This window comes from Idiomarina sp. D18 (assembly GCF_057748155.1).
Genome location: NZ_CM173240.1, coordinates 1,583,350 through 1,606,685, shown reverse-complemented (window position 1 = coordinate 1,606,685; position 23,336 = coordinate 1,583,350). Strand labels below are relative to the sequence as shown.

Sequence of the window (23,336 nt, the reverse complement as noted above, 5' to 3'; positions counted from 1 at the left end):
GCTTGTCAATGAAATTGGAATTGAAAAAGCTTTGAATGGCTGCATAGTTTACCGCTATTTTAGGTTCATTGTCACTGATTGTCGGAATAATGGTCAGCTTGGCGTAAAAGTAGCCAAACAACCGCCGTTTGCCAAAAAAAGTTTGACGGACGGGAAACTTATGGGTAATATTCGCCCCCGTTGTCAGGCAGCATTGCTTGTCACCACCAGATGTCAAAAACGGCGAGTAGCGCAGTTTGGTAGCGCACTTGGTTTGGGTCCAAGGGGTCGCTGGTTCGAATCCAGTCTCGCCGACCATTTTGACATTAGGGTAGCAGGAATGTTCGATTGCGCCCGTAGCTCAGCTGGATAGAGCAACGGCCTTCTAAGCCGTCGGTCGCAGGTTCGAATCCTGCCGGGTGCGCCAGAACGCGCCATGAAGATTCAATACAGTGGTGGGTGTAGCTCAGTTGGTAGAGCCCCGGATTGTGATTCCGGTTGTCGTGGGTTCAAGTCCCATCATCCACCCCACTTCTTCTCTTCAAAATCCTTATTATAATCGGCGAGTAGCGCAGTTTGGTAGCGCACTTGGTTTGGGTCCAAGGGGTCGCTGGTTCGAATCCAGTCTCGCCGACCATTCGTAATTTCATCGTTAGTGCATTGCGATAAAAATCGCGTCCCTGAATACCACTTCCGTTTTACAGCTCGTGCTGTTCAGTACAGAATTCACTCTCGACTATTCGCCTCTGACCCGCTATAATGTTGCGTCATTTTTAAAGGATAACGCCGTTGTTTGCGTTAAAGTCCCTTGGGTTACACTCGACTGGTGTGAGCTGGTTGGTGTGAACTGAGTAAGCTTTTAAGGGCAAGCAACACTTCACTGATTGAAACCGAGGTAAAAAGGCAATGCAGGTTTCTGTAGAGACAACACAAGGTTTAGAACGTCGTGTGACGATTACGGTACCGGCGGACGTTATTGATAACGAAGTAAAACGTTTATTAAAAGAAGAATACCGTCACCGCCGTGTGAATGGTTTCCGTAAGGGAAAGATTCCTCCACACGTATTGCAGAAGCTATTTGGTCGCGAAGCACGCTCTCGTGCCGAATCTGGCGTAATGCAGAGCAAATACTATGAAGCGATCATGCAGGAGAAAATTAACCCTGCAGGTGCGCCGGCGATCGAGCCTAAAGTTAACGAACCAGGTAAAGACCTAGAGTTCACTGCAACTTTTGAAGTATACCCAGAAGTTGAGGTTAAAAACCTCGACAAGATCGAAATTGAAAAACCCACTGTTGAAGTCACTGATGCTGATGTCGATAGCATGTTAGAGACGTTGCGCAAGCAACACGCGGGTTGGAAAGAAGTTAAGCGTAAGTCTAAAGACGGCGATCGCGTAACCATGGATTTCGTGGGTTCAATTGATGGTGAAGAGTTTGAAGGCGGTAAGGCGTCTGACTTTGCACTTGAACTGGGTGAAGGCCGCATGATTCCTGGTTTTGAAGATCAGATCAAAGGCATTAAAGCAGGTGAAGAGAAAACCATCGAGGTGACCTTCCCAGAAGACTATCACGCTGAAAACCTTAAAGGTAAAGATGCACAGTTTGCGGTTACGGCTAAGAAAGTCGAAGAACGCGAACTGCCAGAGCTTAACGATGAGTTCGTTGCTTTGTTTGGCGTGAAAGAAGGCGGTGTTGATGCATTAAAAGCGGAAGTTCGCAAAAATATGGAACGCGAGCTGAGCAACACGGTTAAGAGCAAAGTTAAAGAGCAAGTATTGAAAGGCATCGTTGAGCACAACGAAGTCGAATTGCCAAAAGCGATGATCGATCAGGAGATCGATGCATTGCGTAAACAAGCAGCAGAACGCTTTGGTGGTAACGCCGAGCAAATGCCTAATTTACCTGCTGAATTGTTTGAAGAACAAGCAAAAGAGCGCGTGAAAGTGGGTCTATTGTTAGGCGAAGTCATTCGTACTAACGAGATGAAAGCAGAAGACGAGCGTGTTGATACGATTATCGCAAACGCTGCTTCAGCTTACGAAGATCCGCAAGAAGTCATTGAGTATTACAAGTCTAACAACGACATGATGCAACAGATTCGTAATGTTGCGCTTGAAGAGCAAGCGGTTGAGTTTGTACTTGATAAAGCTAAAGTGACAGAGAAAGAAGCGAGCTTCGATGACATCATGAACCCTAAGCAATAATCTATCCGCGAGGATAAATCGACGGAGTCCTTGACGAGCTCCGTCACTGCTTGGTTTAATGGCTCGTATGTAACTCATACGAGCCTTTTTCTTATTAGGAGCTTTATCATTCATGTCTAACGATATTCAGGATCCCATGGCACAGCTCGTTCCGATGGTTGTAGAGCAAACCTCTAAAGGTGAGCGCTCCTACGATATTTATTCGCGACTGTTGAAAGAGCGTGTCATTTTTTGCTGTGGACAGGTCGAAGACCACATGGCTAATTTGATTGTTGCCCAATTATTGTTTTTGGAATCAGACAATCCTGATAAAGACATTTATCTTTATATTAACTCTCCCGGCGGCGTTGTTACTGCGGGTATGGCGATTTATGACACCATGCGGTTTATCAAGCCGGATGTGAGTACTGTATGTATGGGTCAAGCAGCCAGCATGGGCGCATTCTTGCTTGCAGGCGGCGCACAGGGTAAACGCTATTGCTTGCCTAATTCACGCGTGATGATTCATCAACCGCTTGGTGGATTCCAAGGACAAGCTTCAGATTTCGAGATCCATGCGAAGCAAATATTGGATCTGAAAGAGCGTCTAAACCGTATGTTAGCTGAGAATACTGGGCAAGATTACGAAAAAGTGGCGCGTGATACGGATCGCGACCATTTCTTGACTGCGCCTGAAGCAGTCGATTATGGCTTAGTCGACGGCATATTGAATAAGCGCGGCGAAGAGTAGTAGGAGAGTCGAATGACCGATAAAACGCAAGGCGACGGTGAAAAGCCGCTCTACTGTACATTCTGCGGTAAAAGTCAGCATGAGGTGAAAAAGCTTATCGCTGGGCCTTCAGTGTTTATTTGTGATGAGTGTGTCGATTTATGTAACGATATTTTGAAGGAGGAAATTCAAAATATTGCTGCGGCACCTGAACACGATAAGCTTCCTGTGCCCAAAGAAATCCGTAAGCACTTGGACGATTATGTCATCGGTCAAGAGCGTGCCAAGAAAGTATTGTCAGTGGCGGTTTATAACCACTACAAACGGTTGCGTAACGCAGGTAAAGGCAAAGATGACGTTGAGCTGGGTAAAAGTAATATTTTGCTGATTGGTCCGACTGGCTCAGGTAAAACGTTCCTTGCTGAGACAATGGCGCGATTCTTGGATGTTCCGTTTACCATGGCGGACGCGACCACTCTAACGGAAGCAGGTTATGTGGGCGAAGATGTAGAGAACATTATCCAAAAACTTCTGCAGAAATGCGACTATGACGTTGAGAAAGCAGAGCGTGGCATTGTCTACATTGATGAAATTGATAAAATTTCGCGTAAGTCTGAAAATCCATCCATTACACGTGATGTGAGTGGTGAAGGGGTACAGCAAGCGTTATTGAAATTAATTGAAGGCACGGTCGCTTCTGTACCTCCACAAGGCGGACGTAAGCATCCACAACAAGAATTTTTGCAAGTTGATACATCGAAAATCTTGTTCGTTTGCGGTGGTGCGTTTGCTGGGCTTGAGCGCGTGATCGAACAACGTTTAGCGACTGGAACAGGCATTGGCTTTGGCGCTCAAGTAAAAAGCCCCAACAGTGCGGCGCAAAGTGAAATCATCAGTCAGGTTGAACCAGAAGATCTAGTTCGCTACGGCTTGATCCCTGAGTTTATTGGTCGCTTACCTGTCGTGGCAACGCTCGATGAACTCAATGAAGATGCACTCGTTGAAATTTTGCGTGAGCCGAAAAATGCGCTTACGAAACAATACTCCGCATTGTTCGAAATGGAAGATGTAGAGCTCGAGTTTCGTGAAGACGCCTTGCGAGCGATTGCTAAGAAAGCAATGAACCGTAAGACCGGTGCACGCGGCTTACGCTCTATTGTCGAGGGTGTATTATTGAGTACTATGTATGATCTTCCTTCGATTGACGGCGTATCTAAAGTGGTGGTGGATGAATCAGTGGTAGCTGGCGAATCAGACCCTATTTTAATCTACTCAAATCAGTCGGATGAAAAACACGCATCAGGCGAATAAGCGGGTGTGTATTGCCCAAAGTTGACAAAAAGGGCCATTTCGGCCCTTTTTTTATGCAAACCGTTGAACTTTGCCATATAGACCACATATTAAAGAAAGAACTAAGGTCAGGAGAATTTGATGAGCGAAGAACGTACAGAGCAACTAGATATGCCTGTTCTCCCATTACGTGATGTAGTGGTTTACCCCCATATGGTGATTCCACTGTTCGTGGGTCGCGAAAAATCTATCCGTTGTTTAGAGGCTGCAATGGATGGCGATAAACGTGTCTTTTTAGCAGCCCAGAAAGATGCATCGGTTGATGAGCCTACGGAAGAGGACATTTATCGTGTCGGCACGGTAGCGAGTATTTTACAATTGCTGAAACTACCTGACGGCACCGTCAAAGTATTAGTTGAAGGTCAGCAACGCGCTGAACTTGATCAACTCAAAGATAGTGACGACTATTTTCAGGCGAGTATTCATTACTTAGCATCTGAGTCATTGCCTGAAAAAGAGGAAGAGGTACTGGTCCGCTCGGCAATGAACCAGTTTGAAGGCTATGTGAAGCTGAATAAAAAAATTCCGCCGGAGGTACTGACCTCCTTGTCTGGAATTGATGAATGTGATCGTTTGGCTGACACCATGGCTGCACATATGCCGCTCAAGTTAGCCGAGAAACAACATATCTTAGAAATTACCGATGTCCGTGAGCGCTTGGAGTATCTGATGGCGTTGATGGAAAGCGAGATCGACATTCTGCAAGTTGAAAAGCGCATCCGTAGCCGTGTTAAAAAGCAGATGGAAAAAAGCCAGCGCGAGTACTATCTGAATGAGCAAATGAAAGCCATTCAGAAGGAGCTTGGCGAGAGCGAAGGTGGCGTTGACGAGTTTGAGCAATTACAGCAAAAAATCGACGATGCGCAGATGCCTGCAGAGGCTCGTGAAAAAGTCGAGGCAGAGCTTTCCAAGCTAAAAATGATGTCACCGATGTCGGCAGAAGCGACCGTTGTCCGTGGCTACATCGACTGGATGGTATCCATACCGTGGAAGAAGAAGTCACGCATTAAGAAAGACTTGGGTAATGCTGAACGTATTCTGGATGAAGACCATTACGGCCTTGAGAAAGTCAAAGAACGTATTATCGAGTATCTTGCTGTTCAACAACGCACATCCAAAGTGAAAGGCGCCATTCTTTGTTTGGTGGGTCCACCGGGTGTTGGTAAAACATCATTAGGTCAATCGATTGCCAAAGCGACGGGACGTAAGTACGTACGTATGGCGCTAGGCGGTGTGCGCGATGAGGCTGAGATACGTGGTCACCGTCGAACGTATATCGGTTCCATGCCAGGCAAGTTAATTCAAAAGATGTCAAAAGTGGGTGTACGTAACCCGCTATTCTTGCTTGATGAAATCGACAAAATGTCGTCTGATATGCGCGGCGACCCGGCGTCGGCATTGCTTGAGGTGCTTGATCCTGAGCAAAACGTTAATTTCAACGACCACTACATGGAAGTCGATTACGACTTATCTGATGTTATGTTCGTGGCCACTTCTAACAGTATGAATATTCCAGCGCCGTTGTTGGACCGTATGGAAGTGATTCGACTGTCGGGTTACACCGAAGATGAGAAGTTGAATATTGCTAAGCGACATTTATTGCCTAAGCAAATTGATCGCAACGGCTTGAAGAAGAAAGAAATTGACGTTGAAGATAGCGCGATTCTAGGCATTATCCGGTATTACACACGTGAAGCCGGTGTGCGTAACTTAGAGCGTGAACTTTCGCGGTTATGCCGTAAAGCGGTTAAAACGATCTTGTTGGATAAGTCGATTACGCAAGTCACTATCAATCAGGATAACTTAAGTGACTTCTTGGGTGTGCAGCGCTTTGACTATGGTAAGGCTGAAGAAGCTAACCAAATTGGTCAAGTAACAGGCTTAGCATGGACAGAAGTGGGTGGTGACTTGCTGACTATCGAGGCAACAAATGTTGCCGGTAAGGGCAAGATTACTTCAACAGGTTCGCTTGGCGATGTTATGCAAGAGTCGATTCAAACCGCACTTACGGTGGTTAGAAGCCGTGCTGATAAGCTAGGCATTGCAGAAGACTTTCATGAGAAGCGCGACATCCATGTTCACGTGCCTGAAGGGGCGACGCCTAAAGACGGTCCAAGTGCCGGTATTGCTATGGTGACCGCCTTAGTGTCATCGTTAACTAAGATACCCGTGCGCTCAGAAGTGGCTATGACGGGTGAGATTACACTGCGAGGCGAGGTGTTGGCGATTGGCGGTTTGAAAGAGAAGCTGCTAGCTGCACATCGCGGTGGCATCAAGCATGTGTTAATTCCAAAAGATAACGAGCGTGACTTGAAGGAAATCGCTGATAACGTGAAGCAAGACTTGACGATTCAGCCTGTAAAATGGATTGATGAGGTACTTGAGGTCGCTTTAGAGCGAAATCCAACAAAGACTTAATTTTTTATTCAGTTTTTTGATATAGCAACGACAAAATGCGGTCTCGAGCGCTAGAAATGCTCTACAGACCGCATTTTTTTCGTTAAAATTTTACTAAAAAAGGGTTTTCAATTGTTACGACTGTGGTAGCCTAAGGATTAAAGCTTATACGGGTGTTGTAACCAATTTCCGAGTAGCTTCTATCATCGCATCGTACTGAAAAGGGTGTTGAAGATATTGAATAAGCTTGATATAACAATTTCGGACCATCTTAATAATCCGAATGGAACCACGGAATCTTGATAATAACAATCGAAGGGGATGATACTGTGAACAAGTCTCAGTTAATTGATAAAATCGCTGCAGGTGCAGATATCTCTAAAGCTGCTGCGGGTCGCGCATTAGATTCAATGATCGATGCGGTAACTGATGCATTGAAAAAAGACGATCAAGTCGCATTGGTTGGCTTTGGTACGTTTAGTGTTCGTGAGCGTTCTGCGCGCACAGGTCGTAACCCGCAAACGGGCGAGACTATTCAGATCGCTGCGGCTAAAGTACCTTCTTTCAAAGCCGGTAAAGCTCTGAAAGACGCAGTAAACTAATTCAAGGCGCTTTTAAGCGCTTTTTATTTGCTGATACGAGTAACCCGAAGCCGATGCTTCGGGTTATTTTTTGCTTTAAAGGATGCGATTTATAGCGGTTTAGATATAATACTGCACCGTTAAAATGAGCGATTGAAGGAAGTCCTGATTATGTTAGAGCGGATAAGAGAAGGGTCGCAGAGCTTTACTGCGAAAGCCGTTCTGGTCCTGATTATTTTGACCTTTGCCTTGGCGGGCGTAGGTAGCTATGTGACTGGTGGCGCCACAACCACGGTGGCTGAGGTCAACGATGCTGAGATTAGTCAGCAAGCGTTGGAACGCGCATACGAGAACGAACGTAATCGTTTGCAAGAACAGTTTGGCGACATGTTTGAAGCGGTTAGCTCGCAGCCGGGTTACATGCAATCGGTACGCGCTAATGTGCTGGAACAACTCATTCAACAAGAGTTGTTGGTTCAGTACGCGCGTGATCACGGCATGCGTGTTTCTGCTGCACGTGTGAAACAAGAAATTCGTGATATTCCAGCGTTCCGTTCTGCGGGTCAATTTGATAACGATATTTATTTGATGGCTCTGCGTAACGCGGGATATACCCCAGAGCAATTTGCGACGGTATTACGTGATGACTTGATCAGAAGTCAGATCGCTCAAGCCATTGGTGCGACCGAATTTGCGCTACCAGCAGAGGCACTTGCATTGCAGCGCTTGCAAAAGCAGACTCGCAGCGGCGCTTACATTATTGCTGAAAACGCCAATTTCGTTGACCAGGTTGAGTTGAGTGATAGCGATATCGAAAATTACTACAACGAAAACCAACAACAGTTTCAAACGCCTGAGCAACTCAAAGTCGCATTTGTCCAGTTATCTAAAGCTGAACTTTACAATGACGTTAAAGTGAGCGATGACGAAGTCAAAGCCTATTATCAGGGTTCGATTGACCAGTATCGCACTGACGAAGAACGTCGTGTGGCTCATATTTTGATTGAAAGCGATAGCGACAATGCTCAGGAAAAAGCGCAAGAAGCGTTGGCTCAGCTCAATGACGGTGCTGACTTTGCCGCTGTCGCAAAAGAGTATTCTGACGATACATTTTCCGCCGAGCAGGGCGGTGACCTAGACTGGATTACGAAAGGGTCTATGGATGAGGATTTCGATAATGCCGCATTCGCGCTCGAAAACGTCGGAGATGTTTCAGATATCGTCGAAACCTCATTCGGGTACCATATCATTAAGCTACTTGATGTTCGTCCAGGCGAAGTCACACCACTTGAGGACGTTGCCGGTGAAATTCGTCAAAAGCTAAAAGCACAACAGGTTGATGATAAATACTTTGAGTTACAACAAAAATTGGCGGAAGTAAGCTTTGAGCAACCTGATACGTTAGAGCCAGCGGCCGATGCCATTAACTCGACGGTGCGTACTTCTGATTTGTTTACCCGACAGAACGCGCCTACTGCGCTCAGTGACGAAGCGACACTTAATCGTATTTTCGATCCTCAACTGATTGATGAGAAATTAAACAGTGATGTCATTGAAACAGCAGATGATCGCTCGTTAGTTGTCAGGGTTTTAGAGCACGAACCTCAGGCAGTTAAGCCGTTGGACGACGTTCGCGAACAAATTGTTAGCCAGCTACGTGTGCAAAAGGCACAAGCGCTTGCCTTGGAGCAAGCTGAAGCCTGGAAGAAGCAGTGGCGTGAGCAAGGTGAGCCAGACGCTGACTATATGACATTAGATGCCATTGGCATGGATAATCAAAACCATCCACGTGCAGTGTTACGCGCCTTGTTCTCTGAGGCACCGAGTGTAGGAGATGCGCCCGCATTGACGACGATTGAAATGCCGAACGGCGATGCTGCGGTTGTTGCGTTAACAAAAGTGAACGAAGCAGATATCGAGGGTGAGGAAGCGAATCAGCAAGTGGTTCAGCAGCTTCAAAACCGTCAATCGCAATTAATGCTTCAAGCATTTATTGAGACGTTAGTTGAGCAAGCCTCTATTTCACGCTCACAGTCAGATGACTAATAGCCTAAATCCTAAATAAGAGCGCAATAAAAAAACCTGGCATTGTAAATGCCAGGTTTTTTTTTACCCTCAGCAACGGTGCTGGTTTACTTAATGGGGTATAATGGAGGCAATGGTGAGGAGGCTTTGGATGCTGTATCGCTACGCTGTTGCGCTGTTCTGACAGCTTGATAAAGCTGTTTTCCTCGTTGCCAACTATCTACCTTTTGAGCCGAATACAAAGCGGCTTGAAGCGAGTTGAGTTCATCCGATAGCTGGGTATTTGCGGGTTGCGCTAGCAGCTGTTCAACCTCTTGAAGGGTTGTTATGCGTTGCGCAAAGTTTTGTCTTGCCCATCGCTTCAACGACTGTTCGGCAAGTTTAGGTTGATTACTTGCACACGCTTGTTGGAATTGACGCCAAGCTTCACTCTGAGTGACTGGTTGCGACTGAGTTGATTCGTGTGAACCCGTGTGAGCATGTTTTTCACGTTTTTTAAATAGCCAGACATTAACGGCTAAACTGGTCAATAAGGCAATGATCAACGCAATAACTAACCAAACCCAGTAATTGGTTGAATCATCTTGCTGTTGTGCCGCCGCAGTGTCGCTTGCGATGACTTCATCAGGAGCAACTGTCTTCTCGGGTTGTTGGGCTGACGGCATGTCAGGTGTTTGAGTGATCGGGGCGCCGGTGACTGTGAAGCTGAGGTCATTGGTCGAGGCGATTGAACGCCGTTGCGTTTTGGTATTAAACCAAGGCACTTTAATTCCTGGAACCGTGAGATCGCCTGGCTGCTGTGGGACAATGGCGTAATTAACCGTCTTTTGAGCGATGTTAATGCCGTTTCTTACGAACTGATCCGTACTCTCGTTATCTGGATAAACCCGCACGCTGTCAGGGTAGTTGTAGTTAATATCAGGAAGCTGTTCAGGCTTAACGCCAACCGCAGTGAGCATCAACGATACTGAAATCGGCTCGCCCACTTTATATTCCTCTTTTTCGGGCTTTACGGTTTGACTGATTGTCACTAAATCACTCGGAAGCCAGTGTCCTGTCCAATTTTTGGGGATAGGTTTAACTTGGACCTTTTTTGGCTCTGCAATGGCGCTGACAGGTTGCGTATTAGAGAAGGACGAGAAAATAGATCGCTGACCCGAGGCGTATACTTCGCCGTCGAATCGTGCGCCCTCAATTGTAAACTCGCCCGATTGATTAGGAGTAATTTGATAGGTGCGCTGATAGACCCGATACCGGCGACCATGATTCATTTCACTGTATTCTTCGTCTTTACCAATTTGTCGGATATCTGCGTTTTCCATAGTCGGGGGGACTAAGTTACCTTTGTTAAGGTCAGCGGCGAGATAGAGGCGCACAATATAATGAATCGGCTGTTGTAGAAAAACCTGTTGAGTATCTAATGTCACATCGACAAATGCCACTTTGTCGCTGCGTTTCGCAGCATCTGAGCCTGGCTCAACAACGGTCATGGTAATCGGATCTGAACTCGCCCCATCAAGGCTGATGCTCGGAATCTGATAGTCGCCCGGATCGTTTGCAACTAATACGGTGGTAAATTGCGTTAATTTTTTTAAGTCACCGTTCACAATCGAGGTTTGACGACTGACGCTCGTGCGGCCGACGACAAAATCGTTCAGTAGAATATCTGGCTGGAAGGCCGAGTTGGGGACGTCGTCATTAAAGGTCACCGTTAAAATGAACGACTCGTTTGCGATCACTGGGTTTTTGTCGACTGTACTCGTGATGTTCGTGACATCTGCGTGGGCGCTGAAAGAAACCAGAACCATGACACACGCAATACATAAGCGATACCAACGACTTACCATTTTTGTTCTACTCCTTCTGGGTCACCCACGCCTTGTTGCTGCCTGCGTTGACTCTCTAAATACATTTTCCTGCGTAACAGAATACTGGGATCATCGGGTACGCGATTCATCCATTGTTCTAACTGGCGAGCTCGCTCGGGATCAATATCGTCACTAAATTCAGTTTGTTGACTGCGCTGCTCGCGTTCAGGATCTGATGTTTTTTTCTGTTGCTGTGATTGTTGTTGCCGTTTCTGCTCTTCCTGTTGCGACTGTTGGCTATCTTTTTGTTGCGACTGTTGGCGGTCTTTGCTTGTTGAGTTTTGCTCCTGTTCACCCTCAGGATTAGATTGCTCGCCTTGCTGGTCGCCCTGTTGTTGGTCTTGTTGCTGCTCCGACTCATTTTGACCTTGTCCGCTTTGACGGTCGTCTTGATCTTGCTGACCTTTATTTTTATCGCCTGGTTTCTGACCTTGCTGTTGCTTTTGTTGTTGCAAAAGCTGCTGCATTAATTGTCGATTTGCTTGGGCCTCTTCCCAATTAGGTCGTTGAAGTAATGCTTCATCATACGCGTCGATAGCGGCTTGATACTGCTCCTGACGGGCTAAACTGTTACCTCGGTTATACCATCCCGTGGGCGTATCAAGCTGCGCGAATTGTTCTGCGGCAGCCGCATAGTCGCCCTGACGATAAAGGGCTGCACCTTTACGAAGCGGATCTCTACTCAGTTCAGCTGCCCGCCGCCATTGGTCAGACTCCAAAAGCTGCTGAGCCTGCTGCTCGTTATTTAACCACCAGCCTGGATCGGTTGTCGATTCCTGCGCAAAGGCGCTTTGCGGAACCGTCATGCAGGAGAGCCCAATAAAACCAATAATATAGCTGCCCAGCGTACCGCCTCTCCGCCAACTAAATAGCACCATGGGAATCAGTAAGAGAGCCAGAAACGGACCCATATCGAGCCATTGATCGCCTTGCTGTTGTATATCACCCTGCTTGCCCTTTCTGGATAAGGGCTCAAGCGCCATAAATTGGTCGATATCTTGATTGGTCGACGTCGAGTTAACGTAAATTCCCCCTGTCAAATGAGCTAAATCGCGGAGCCTGTCAGGGTACAGTTTGGCAACCACCACTTGCCCGTATTTGTCTTTGGCTAAAGCCCCCTCCTTATCTCGAATAGGCGCTCCGTCCGTTGTACCGACACCTAGAATTGAAACACGGTGTTCCGTGGCTCGAAGGTAATTACTCACATCGGCCATATCCTGACTATCGATACCATCGGTAATCCAGTATATATCGCCTTGTGAATAGCCTGCGTTAGTGAGTAATTGATCGGCGTGTTTGAGCGCGCTTAGTGGATTGTTACCGGCTACCGGCATAATTTCAGGTGACAGGGAGGGGATGAGGGTAAGCAGATTATTGTTATCCTCGGTCAGGGGACTAATAGTAAAGGCGTCAGCCGCGTATGCTACTAAGCCAGTGTCGCCGTCGAGTCCGGAACGAACTAAATCCATCGCCTTAAAACGTACTCGCGTCAACCGGTTAGGATTGATATCTTCAGCGAGCAGCGAGGGTGACATATCCAACAACACGACCTGTCCGCTGTCTAACTGGTATACGGGCTGCGGGAGGCGCTCCCAGGTCGGGCCGCTGAGCGCTAAGGTTGCGACGATCCAGAAAAGCCCTAATCGATGGGCGGACCAAAATGTCATTTGCCCACCACTGTTAACCAAAACATTAGAAAGATGCTTTGGTAGCCACTGATGCCAGCCAGATTGATGCTTACCAATAAACAAAAGACGTGCATAAAGAAACGCCAAAGGTAGCAGGGCAAATAACCACGCGGGACGTATAAAGTGAAAATCAGCCATGTTCACCTCTCCATGGACGATAATGCATCACGCTCAAGAGTGTTAGTAAGATCAATGCGCCAGCAAGCGGCCAGAAAAACAACGCCTTTCGTGGACGTAACTGTTGTTCCGCGCCTTGTACTGGTTCTAACTCATCCAATAATTGATAAATGCGCTCGAGCTCCTCGGTGCTGCGCGCACGAAAATACTCGCCACCTGTTTCATCGGCAAGATTTTGCATGAGAGGTACGTCTAGGTCTCGTGACGGATTGACTTTACGTCGACCAAAAACACTATCCACAACAACTTCCTCAGCACCGACAGCAATCGGGTAAATACGGACGTCATAAGCTTTTGCCAGTTCTAACGCTTGCTCTGGCGATAGATTACCTGCGGTATTCTGACCATCAGTTAAAAGCACTAATACTCGGTTAGTTTGTTGCTTACCTTTGAAGCGCTTAACAGCTAGGGCGATAGCATCACCGATGGCGGTGCGTTCGCCAACCAAGCCGAGTACCGATTCGTCGAGCATCTGTTGCACGGTGTTACGATCGTAGGTAATCGGCGTTTGAAGAAATGCGGTATCGGCAAATAGGATCAGTCCTAAGCGATCACCTTTGCGGCGCTCAATGAAGTCACCAAGTACGGCTTTGACCATTTCTAGACGGTCGACATTACGGCCATCGAGCGTCATGTCGGCAATTTCCATTGAGCCAGATAGATCCACTGCTAGCATAATCTCACGTCCCTCATTGCGAACCGGTAGTGGCTCGCCGAGCCACTGTGGGCGTGCTACAGCGATAACAAGGAGTAGCCAGCATAGCCAAAGTAGTAGCCACATGAAGGGACGGGCTCGGGCATCACGATGACCGTCACTCAGTCCATGCAGATTAGGGATACGAATTGCTGAAGCTTGTTGCTGTGCTTTGGGTAGAAAATAGCGCACAAACAATGGTAACGGCAGCAATAAAAATAACCATGGCCAGGCAAACTCAAACATGACGTGTTAACCTCCGCGGTGATTGCCCAACCCAGTCTGCCACTAACTGACGGTATTGCTCGACCCAGTCACTGTGTCCAGGTTGAAACAACAAGCGATCGGCATTGGCGAGTAGTTCGGCATGCTGTTGTTCGTTTGCACCTAAAAACTCGAGCCATGTGCGACCACTGAGAGGTGCGATTTCTTCGCGGGGAAAATAAACCAAAGCTGCACGCTTAGCAATGAAGGTGATCTCTTTTACTGTGGGTTGTTCAAGCTGGTTGAGCGCCTGTTGTGCGTAACGTAATGGTTTACGACGTAAATGACTACGCCAACCGTAAATAACAGCAATACTCAAACCCACAATCAGCACAATCAAAATAATCCAGATCGGCGTTGCGAGAGGAAGAACTGAGGCACTCGGCGGCTCTACAATATCTTTTAACTGACTTATATCTGCTTGCTGTATTAGACCGGACATCTCATCACCGTAATTCAGGCCATTGTTGTTCTAAGGCGATCGCAGAGCTTACACGTGTTAGCGGTAAGCGATACTGATTAAAGCGCTCAAACAGTTGCTCGAACTCACTCATCGCCCGTTGATGATAATCAAGCCGTTGACGCGCATTGTTTAAATTGACCATGGCTTGTCGTTCGCCATCATGAATGCTTAAGGGTTGACTGGAATAACCCGCGGGTAGTTGTTGCTCCATCGGATCAAAAAGTTTAAAACTTCTTACTGAACTTCGAGTATTTAAACGCGCCAATTGTTCCAGCGTCTTTGTTTCTATGTGTTCAAAATCACTGATTACGTTTATTAAGCTACCCGGTTTCACTAAATGTGTTAAATGTTCGATACTTTGATTCAGTGGTGCAGGGTGCGGAGGTGTTTGCTGTTGCCAACGCTGCAAACTATCTTGGTGAACTTCCGTGAGCCCGCGTAAAAAGTGCATCACTGATTTGTGTTGTAAACTAGGTTTGTATTCGTTTTGTAACCACCCATTGCTAATGATACCGCCGACTTTGTCTCCGCGTTGAAGTGTTTGCCAAGCAAGTGCAGAGGCAAGGTGGCACGCCTGTACTGACTTAAACAGGAGTTGACTGCCGAACAGTTGCGTTAGCGCTAAATCAACCACAATATATACGGGACGATCCTTTTCTTCACGGTAGAGCTTTGTATGTGCTTTACCCGTCCGTGCCGTGACACGCCAATCGATCGATCGCACATCGTCGCCTGGTTGATAATGACGGACCTCATCAAACTCCATACCGCGTCCGCGGGTTTTGCTCAGTAGCGCGCCAGACTGCGAGGACGCAGGCAGCTGACGCTGATGACGAGCAAAAGCGGGTAGCTTAGTGCGGTAGTACATCAATTCTTGCATGTTGGGCTGCAAACCATCGGTATGGAGCCTTTCCAACCACTGCTCAGTTGTTAATTTTTGCATTGGCATTAGGGCGACGGAACTAGTTCGAGTATACGTTCAAGCACCGTGTCCGGGCTAATACCGTCGGCTTCTGCTTGATAGCTAATAATGATGCGATGACGCAAGGTATTGAAAAACACTTCGCGGACATCATCTGGGGTGACAAAGTCACGATCATTGAGCCATGCGTTAGCACGAGCACAGCGCTCAAGTGCTATTGTAGCGCGAGGACTCGCACCATAGGTTAACCAACTGGCAAGTGTTTCATCGTAATTGGCCGGTGAGCGTGTCGCCATTACTAACTGCACGAGATAATGTTCAACGGCTTCATCCAAGAACAGCTGCATCACTTGGTTACGGGCTTCAAACAATTGGCGCTGAGTGAGTGGGGTCGGCATCACCGCCTGCCCATCAAGCGCTTCGCCACGTGTCAGGCGCAAAATTTTCAATTCAGTGTCGGCATCGGGATAGTCTAGGTTTAGATGCATGAGAAAACGGTCTAACTGTGCTTCAGGCAGTGGATATGTACCTTCTTGCTCGAGCGGGTTTTGGGTCGCCAAGACCATAAATAGCTCAGATAGCGGATAGCTGCGTTGGCCTACGGTAATTTGCCGCTCAGCCATCGCCTCCAACAATGCAGATTGCACTTTAGCCGGTGCACGGTTGATCTCATCAGCAAGTATCAGGTTATGAAACAAAGGACCTTGTTGAAAATCAAAGGCACCTGTCTCGGGTCGGTATATATCCGTACCTGTTAAATCGGCAGGTAGGAGATCGGGGGTAAACTGTACGCGGTGAAAGTCACCCTCAATGCCTTTGGCAAGGGCTTGCACAGCACGTGTTTTAGCCAATCCAGGAGGACCTTCAACAAGTAGGTGACCGTCGGCAAGTACCGCGATTAACAAGTTCTTGGTGAACTCAGGCTGACCTAATACCTGACTATCTAAAAATGCTTGCAGTTGTTTGAATTGTTCAGCAGCCATGGTGCTCCCGCTTACTATCTTAGTTGCGAATGATTTGTGCTCAGCTGTATTGTTATGCAGCCTAAGCATGCTATTTTCAATGGTGTTCTCTACTTTAACGAAAACCAAGGTTTTAATCTGTAGATTAAACAGCTAGAATTTGTAACATCTTGTGTGGTCAGACCAGTATTTGACGCTTAATTTTTAATGGAGAAAACATATGTCTGCAACTGAACGGTTGCTAACACCGAAAGGGGACCGCATTGCTTTTGTTGCGGGGCTTAGAACACCTTTCGCACGCCAGGCAACAGACTTTCATGGCATTCCCGCTGTCGATCTCGGCAAAATGGTCGTCCAAGAGCTTATCAATCGTACGGGAATTGACGGTAAATTGGTACAGCAATTGGTATTTGGACAGGTGGTACAGATGCCAGCTGCACCCAATATTGCCCGTGAGATCGTGCTCGGCACGGAGCTTCCCGTGTCAACAGATGCTTACAGTGTAACCCGAGCCTGCGCGACGAGTTTCCAGTCAGCGGTTAATATCGCCGAAGCCATGATGGCAGGGCATGTCGATATCGGTATTGCCGGCGGCGCTGATTCATCGTCGGTGTTACCGATCGGCGTGAGCCGAAAACTAGGCCGCGCATTGGTCGACTTGAATAAAGCAAAAAGCTTAGGCCAACGGATCGCAATTTTACGTCGTCTGGGTCTAAAGGACTTACTCCCTGTGCCACCTGCCGTCGCAGAGTATTCAACAGGTTTGAGTATGGGGCAAACTGCGGAGCAAATGGCAAAAAGCCATCATATCTCACGCGAAGACCAAGACCAATTAACGGTGAACTCTCACCGCCGCGCGCACGAAGCGTGGGAAGCAGGCTACCTTGATGATGAGGTCATGACCGCTTATCCAGAACCGTATAAAAAGCACATTGATAGAGATAACAACATTCGTGGCGATTCTTCTTTGGAGAAACTCGGCAAACTCAAACCCGTGTTTGATAAAAAACATGGCACAGTGACAGCAGCTAATTCAACACCGCTGACCGATGGTGCTTCGGCGGTATTAATGATGACGGAAAGCCGTGCCAAGGCGCTGGGTTATCCTATTTTAGGTTACCTGCGTAGCTACGCATTTGCTGCACTTGAAGTCGAGCAGGACATGTTGATGGGTCCAAGCTATGCCACGCCTATCGCCCTCGATCGTGCGGGAATGACGCTCAACGATTTAACGCTAATTGACATGCATGAAGCCTTTGCGGCGCAAACGCTGACCAACTTGAAAATGTTTGCGAGTAAGAAGTTTGCGCAAGAAAAATTGGGACGTGATGCGGCAATTGGCGAGGTTGACCCGGAGAAATTTAATGTCTTGGGTGGCTCTATTGCTTACGGGCACCCCTTTGCAGCGACCGGTACACGGATGATTACACAGATGTTGTATGAATTACGTCGTCGTGGCGGCGGAACCGCGTTGACAACGGCCTGTGCCGCTGGCGGCTTGGGCGCCGCGATGATTTTGGAGAGCGAATAATGACAGACAATAACGCATTTCACTTAGCTGTTCGAGATGATGGTATTGCGGTAATTACCATCGATGTTCCCGGCGAACGCATGAATACTTTAAAAGATAGCTTCGCTGATGAGGTGGGTCGTCTGATGAACCGCCTAGAAGATAATAGTGACCTGAAAGGGGTCGTATTTATTAGCGGTAAGCCCGATTCTTTTATCGCGGGTGCCGACATTAATATGATTAATGATTGTGAAACCGCGGCTGATACAGAGAGTTTGGCGCGCAAAGGTCAAGCCATGTTTGATCGTATCGAACAGCTGAATGTGCCAGTTGTTGCAGCCATTCATGGTGCCTGCTTAGGGGGGGGGCTTGAATTAGCGATGGCGTGCCACGTGCGTGTGTGTACCGACAGTGATAAAACGGCACTGGGGTTACCAGAGGTGCAACTTGGCTTATTGCCCGGTTCTGGTGGAACACAGCGTTTACCGGCATTGGTCGGCGTGCAGCAAGGTCTCACTATGATCCTGACCGGTAAGCAGTTACGCGCTAAGCAAGCACTTAAGGCGGGCTTAGTCGATGAGATTGTACCGCAATCAATCTTGCTGGAAGCTGCTGTAAAACAGGCTAAAAAGGCAAAAGCTAAGCCTTCAAAGGCGAACCTAAAAGGCATGAGCAAGTTGCTTGAGGCAACCGCTTATGGTCGTGGCATCATTTATAAAAAGGCAGGTGAGCAGGCGCAGGCTAAAGCGAAGGGCAATTATCCCGCCATCGATAAGATCATTAAGGCGGTCAAAACAGGCGTCGAAAACGGTCGCGATGCGGGTCTTGACTATGAGGCGCGGGCTTTTGGTGAACTGGCGATGACCCCTGAGTCTTATCAGCTTAGACAGATTTTCTTTGCCACAACGGAAATGAAAAAAGAGACCGGCGCGGATGGTGTTAAGCCAGCGGATATTAAGCGTGTGGGTGTTTTAGGCGGTGGTTTGATGGGCGGTGGTATTGCCTTTGTGACTGCGGCCAAAGCCGGTATCCCAGCGCGCATCAAGGATATTAGTCCTGAGGGTATTACTCACGCTCTGCATTACAGCTACGAGCGTTTGAATAAGAAAGTTAAACGCCGTCATATGCGTCGTGCGGAGTTAGAGAAAACCATGCTCTCGCTGAGCGGTTCGCTTGATTACTCCGGGTTTGACCGAGTTGATGTAGTGATTGAAGCCGTGTTCGAAGATCTCGACCTGAAGAAAAAAATGGTCGCTGATGTCGAGAACAATGGTAAGGATGGCGTCATTTTCGCGACCAACACCAGCTCACTACCGATCACGCAGATTGCCGAAGGCGCTCAACACCCCGATCGCGTCATCGGTCTGCATTACTTTTCGCCGGTTGATAAAATGCCACTTGCGGAAATTATTACTCACGAAAATACGTCCAAGGAAACCATTGCCACTACGGTTGCGTTGGCTAAAAAGCAAGGCAAAACACCTATCGTTGTTAAAGACGGTGCCGGTTTCTTTGTGAACCGTATCTTGGCGCCTTACATGAACGAAGCGGCGCGTTTGTTGATCGCGGGTGAACCTATTGAGCATATTGACAAGTCTTTGGTTAAATTTGGTTTCCCAGTCGGTCCGATTACGCTCTTAGATGAGGTAGGAATCGACGTCGCCGCGAAAGTTGCGCCGATTCTTGTCAAAGAGCTCGGCACGCGCTTTGAGGCGCCTGCGGCCTTCGACAAACTGATTGATGATGGTCGTAAGGGTAAGAAAAATAACAAAGGTTTCTATCAATATGGTAAAGGTGTGAAAGGCAAGCCGGTTGATAAATCAGTGTACGGTTTACTGAATATTGAACCACAGGCGAAGCATGAAGGTGATGAAATTGCTGAGCTGTGTGTTTTGCCAATGCTTAACGAAGCGGCTTATTGCCTGCAAGAGGGCATTATTCGCAGTGCGCGTGATGGCGACATTGGTTCGGTGTTTGGTATTGGTTTCCCACCATTCCGAGGCGGTCCATTCCGTTATATGGATGCCGAGGGTATTGGCAGTATTGTGAAGCGTATGGAACGCTTAGCAGAGCAACGCGGTGATCGTTATCAACCCGCGCCGCTGCTGAAGCAAATGGCTGAGCAGGGTAAGCGCTTTTATGAGTAAGCAGGCTGCTGTTTAGTAATGAATTCGATGAGCGCTTCGGCGCTCATCGGTTTTGCGAAGTAGAATCCTTGTATATATTCACATTGTAATTGTTCTAAAATATCCAATTGAGCTTTTTCTTCAACGCCTTCAGCAACCACCTTTAAACCTAAGTTATGCGCCATGCCAATAATGGATTCGACCATCTTACGGTCGCGTTCATCGAAGGTAATATCATCGACAAACTCTTTGTCGATTTTAAGGGTATGCATAGGGAAACGCTTGAGATAAGCGAGTGAAGAATAGCCCGTGCCAAAATCATCAAGTGCAAGTTGTACGCCCATATCTGCAAGATTTTCCAGCATCGCAATCGCGCGCTCGGGGTCGCTCATCACCATGCCTTCCGTAATCTCAAACTCAATATGGCGAGGATGCATTTCCTCTTCTTGTAGCACTTGTTCGATAAACAACGCTAAGCTCGATTGAGTGAACTGTCTTGCCGACAGATTAATTGCAACACTGCGAGGCGCACCTTGTAACGTCAGTAGCTGGCGCATGTCTCGACAAGCGGTACGTAATACTTGTTCACTGAGCGGAATAATCAGACCGGTTTCTTCGCACAGTGGAATAAACTGCGCGGGACTAATGAACTGACCATATTCGTCACGAATGCGGGCGAGTGCTTCAATCCCGGAAATATGTCCCGTCGCAATTTCCATTTTCGGTTGATAGTACACCTCGACTTGATGGGTGCGAATCGCGTGACGCACTTGACTCTCCAACACGAGACGCTGGATGGCATTTTCGTTCATCGACGCGTTAAAGAACTGATAGCAATTGCCGCCTCTTTGTTTAGCATGATACATCGCCGTATCTGCCTTTTGTAGAAGCTCTTGTGAGGTATGTGCATCGTGAGGATAAAGCACGATGCCAATTGAGCTACCTAAGGCGATCTCATGTCCTTTAATACGATAGGCTTTTGCTATTTCAGTATTCACCTGTTGGGCGATGGTGCTGATGACGTTAATATCCGTGTTATCTTCGATGAGAATGCCAAACTCGTCCCCGCCTAGGCGATAAAGCGTGTCCTGCCGACGACCTAATTCAGCGAGTCGATCGGCGACTCGGCATAAAAGTTCGTCGCCCACTTCATGACCAAGAGAATCATTGATACGCTTAAAGTCGTCTAAATCGAACAACAACAGTGCATGCGCGACTCGTTTGCGAACCAGATTTGAATGACTTACCTGAAAGTATGAGCGATTTGGCAACCCGGTGAGGCTGTCGGTATTTGATAACCGGCGTAATTCGTTCTCCGTATTACGACGTTCAGTAATATCAGAAAAGCTTGCGACAATTAATTTGATCTCGCCACTGTCATTGCGAACGGCATCTAACGTGAGCTCGAGGAGTAACTCGGCACCATCCGCCTTGAAGTCAGTGACTTCGCCGGACCAACTTCCTTCCCGAAGCACTGTGTGTTTGACTTGATCTGTAAAGTCTCTATCGTAATGTGGCAGTGCGAACGCCTGACCAATGACTTGTTCTCGCTGATAACCGGTAATTCGTTCGTATGCCGTGTTGATTTCACGTTTTCTAAAGAACCGATCGAAGATACAGATGCCATCTGAAATATTTGTTAGCGAGGTTGCGAGCATATCAATGCGCTCGTCACTATTGATAATATCGGAAATATCGCTCAGCGTACCCTGTACTTTGATTGGCTTTCCTGACGTTTCGGCTGCCACGAGTTCGCCACGCTCAAGTACCCACAGCCATTGTTGGCCGTTCTTAATTCGATAAGTGCATTGATAATGAGATATATGACCCGATTTTACCTGCTCCAATGCCGCAGTTAGCTCACCTATGTCGTCTGGGTGAACGTTACTTTGGTCCGATTGGCCCAGTCCAAATCTTACACCATCAAGAGGAAAATGTGGGCAGTGTGACCATATGTGCACACGCTCAACTTCACTATTGACGAGATTCCAATGCCAAACTTGTTGTTGGGTGCTATTGAGTAATTGATGCAACGACGTATGTGCTTCGGTGAGCTTATGGTAAGCACGGGCTTTTCGTTTAAGTAAAAGGAAAATGAATAAAATGGCAAGCGCAAGAAGCACGATTATCACCGATAGGTAGTGCATCGCTGTGAAGCCGTTCGCTTTGACTGTAAAGGACTGACTTGCGCTTACCCAGCTATCTTGCTCAGGTAGGTATGCTCTGACATCAAGCGTGTACTGTCCGTCCTCTAAATTTTTTAGGCTGAGTGTTTGTAAGGGCTGAAATGTTTTTTGCCAAGTTGTTTGTAGAGGTTCAATTCGGTATTCAAACATCTGCGGCTGTTCCAGATCGAATGACGCGATCGCGTAGTCGATATTGACCTGACCGGATGGCGCCGCTTCGGCACTGACCCAGAGTGCATTGTCCGAGGTGGGGGGAGCGTGTAAAACCTCAATGTATCCTTTTGTATTGAGTAGGATCTCAAACTGGCCGCTTACGTAATGCTTCGACCATGGGCCTTTGATATGTTTGGTGCGAGCCGTTTGGGTCGCGCTGAATTGACCGCTTGGTGTTAATGAGAGTTCATATAACTTTGCTTGGGTGAGCAGTTTTAACTCCCCACTTGGCATTACATTTAATTGTAACGGCAGGTCGGCGATACCAAGGTTGGTTAGCGGTGTCTCATCAATGAGCCGATAGCGTTGGTCAAGTCGAACCAGTTTATCCGTGTAAAGCAGATAGAGAACATGATCAGTTTCGGCAATATCAACGAGCTGACCGGGTGGTAACTTTTCGGTCACTGGGTTGTCGATAGTTAATTTAAATAAGTTACTCCCCAGTCCATCCCAAACATAAACTTGTTTGCCGTCACCTAACCAAGTCCAATCGCCAACCGGCTTAACGAAATGAAGATTACGTATTGGCTCGTCGTCATATTGTAATGGTTGTGGGAGTAATTCGCCTTGATGCTCCACGAGTAGCGTGTGTTTATTGACTGCCAAAAGAGGTGTTGATTGAGGTATCGCAATCTGGTGAATACGCGCATCAAGTAAGTGTTCACTGCTCAAACGCATTGAAGCTTCCAAAGCGCTAGATGCAAACGGTAGCTGATAAATACCCTTATCACTGCCAATCAATAGAGCGTCATTTTGTCTACGAGTAAGACAGCGCAATTGCGGTAAATCTTGTGGTTGTAGCACATTGCTAAATTGAACTTCGCGAAGGGTAGAACCATCAAACCGATAGAGCGCTTGAGATGTCGCAAGCCAAATAAATCCGCGTGGTCCTGTTTCTATATCAATAATGGGCGCGCTGATTTGCTGAGTCACATGAGGGTTATCATGAGCTTGACAGGTTGGATTAAACAGAGCCAAGCTAAACACGAGGCAAACTAAAGTGATGGTTAAAGCACG

General features: G+C 47.4%; 15 protein-coding genes and 4 tRNA genes. 12 read left to right on the top strand and 7 right to left on the bottom strand.

All coding sequences use genetic code 11. From position 1 onward, the window contains the following. The first annotated feature begins 220 nt into the window (after window positions 1-220). The 10 genes from AC3AP5_RS07805 to AC3AP5_RS07760 all read left to right on the top strand — a co-directional run bounded on the left by AC3AP5_RS07805 (window position 221) and on the right by AC3AP5_RS07760 (window position 9,267). Window positions 221-297 (top strand) — tRNA-Pro (locus tag AC3AP5_RS07805). A 32-nt stretch (window positions 298-329) separates the two neighbouring features. Further along, window positions 330-406, top strand: a tRNA-Arg gene (locus AC3AP5_RS07800). 28 nt (window positions 407-434) lie between these two features. Then, a tRNA-His gene (locus AC3AP5_RS07795) sits at window positions 435-510 on the top strand. Between the two features lie 29 nt (window positions 511-539). After that, window positions 540-616: transfer RNA gene (locus AC3AP5_RS07790), tRNA-Pro, on the top strand. Window positions 617-885: 269 nt separating this feature from the next. Further along, window positions 886-2,184, top strand: coding sequence for a trigger factor (gene tig, locus AC3AP5_RS07785; RefSeq protein WP_487326434.1), 1,299 nt, complete (start codon window positions 886-888; stop codon window positions 2,182-2,184). A 112-nt stretch (window positions 2,185-2,296) separates the two neighbouring features. Beyond that, entirely contained in the window at window positions 2,297-2,914 is a 618-nt protein-coding gene (clpP, locus tag AC3AP5_RS07780) for an ATP-dependent Clp endopeptidase proteolytic subunit ClpP (protein WP_006955134.1), read from the top strand. Between the two features lie 12 nt (window positions 2,915-2,926). Further along, complete coding sequence (gene clpX, locus AC3AP5_RS07775; RefSeq protein WP_006955133.1) at window positions 2,927-4,204, top strand: ATP-dependent protease ATP-binding subunit ClpX; 1,278 nt, start codon at window positions 2,927-2,929, stop codon at window positions 4,202-4,204. Between the two features lie 120 nt (window positions 4,205-4,324). After that, complete coding sequence (lon, locus tag AC3AP5_RS07770) at window positions 4,325-6,661, top strand: endopeptidase La (RefSeq protein ID WP_272977607.1); 2,337 nt, start codon at window positions 4,325-4,327, stop codon at window positions 6,659-6,661. A gap of 308 nt (window positions 6,662-6,969) precedes the next feature. Then, window positions 6,970-7,242, top strand: coding sequence for a nucleoid-associated protein HU-beta (gene hupB / locus AC3AP5_RS07765; protein WP_011234253.1), 273 nt, complete (start codon window positions 6,970-6,972; stop codon window positions 7,240-7,242). Window positions 7,243-7,392: 150 nt separating this feature from the next. Beyond that, a complete protein-coding gene (locus tag AC3AP5_RS07760; protein WP_272977608.1) occupies window positions 7,393-9,267 on the top strand; it encodes a SurA N-terminal domain-containing protein in 1,875 nt (624 codons plus the stop codon). Window positions 9,268-9,353: 86 nt separating this feature from the next. Here AC3AP5_RS07760 and AC3AP5_RS07755 read toward each other — a convergent pair whose 3' ends face one another. From AC3AP5_RS07755 to AC3AP5_RS07730, 6 genes are read right to left on the bottom strand one after another with little or no spacing between them, the layout of a single operon-like run. Beyond that, window positions 9,354-11,093, bottom strand: a complete 1,740-nt coding sequence (locus AC3AP5_RS07755) for a BatD family protein (protein WP_487326433.1) — start codon at window positions 11,091-11,093, stop codon at window positions 9,354-9,356. Continuing rightward, window positions 11,087-12,940: a vWA domain-containing protein gene (locus tag AC3AP5_RS07750; protein ID WP_487326432.1), complete on the bottom strand. Its 1,854-nt coding sequence runs from the start codon at window positions 12,938-12,940 to the stop codon at window positions 11,087-11,089. Before AC3AP5_RS07750 ends, AC3AP5_RS07755 begins: the two co-directional genes overlap by 7 nt. Further along, window positions 12,933-13,919: a vWA domain-containing protein gene (locus tag AC3AP5_RS07745; RefSeq protein WP_006955140.1), complete on the bottom strand. Its 987-nt coding sequence runs from the start codon at window positions 13,917-13,919 to the stop codon at window positions 12,933-12,935. Before AC3AP5_RS07745 ends, AC3AP5_RS07750 begins: the two co-directional genes overlap by 8 nt. Further along, window positions 13,912-14,379: a DUF4381 domain-containing protein gene (locus AC3AP5_RS07740; RefSeq protein WP_487326431.1), complete on the bottom strand. Its 468-nt coding sequence runs from the start codon at window positions 14,377-14,379 to the stop codon at window positions 13,912-13,914. Before AC3AP5_RS07740 ends, AC3AP5_RS07745 begins: the two co-directional genes overlap by 8 nt. Before the next feature lie 4 nt (window positions 14,380-14,383). Beyond that, the gene (locus AC3AP5_RS07735) at window positions 14,384-15,343 is read right to left on the bottom strand and encodes a DUF58 domain-containing protein (RefSeq protein ID WP_040487790.1); all 960 of its coding nucleotides are present in this window, start codon (window positions 15,341-15,343) and stop codon (window positions 14,384-14,386) included. 5 nt (window positions 15,344-15,348) lie between these two features. Continuing rightward, window positions 15,349-16,305, bottom strand: a complete 957-nt coding sequence (locus tag AC3AP5_RS07730; RefSeq protein WP_487326430.1) for an AAA family ATPase — start codon at window positions 16,303-16,305, stop codon at window positions 15,349-15,351. Between the two features lie 199 nt (window positions 16,306-16,504). On the opposite strand from AC3AP5_RS07730, the gene fadI reads away from it, so the two are divergent. Together fadI and fadJ are read left to right on the top strand one after the other, a co-directional pair. Further along, a complete protein-coding gene (fadI, locus tag AC3AP5_RS07725) occupies window positions 16,505-17,815 on the top strand; it encodes an acetyl-CoA C-acyltransferase FadI (protein ID WP_006955144.1) in 1,311 nt (436 codons plus the stop codon). Then, entirely contained in the window at window positions 17,815-19,941 is a 2,127-nt protein-coding gene (fadJ, locus tag AC3AP5_RS07720) for a fatty acid oxidation complex subunit alpha FadJ (RefSeq protein WP_272977614.1), read from the top strand. Before fadI ends, fadJ begins: the two co-directional genes overlap by 1 nt. Here the strand turns inward: fadJ and AC3AP5_RS07715 are convergent. Beyond that, window positions 19,932-23,297, bottom strand: a complete 3,366-nt coding sequence (locus AC3AP5_RS07715; protein WP_487326429.1) for an EAL domain-containing protein — start codon at window positions 23,295-23,297, stop codon at window positions 19,932-19,934. The two genes, fadJ and AC3AP5_RS07715, sit on opposite strands and share 10 nt — an antisense overlap. Window positions 23,298-23,336 lie beyond the last annotated feature (39 nt).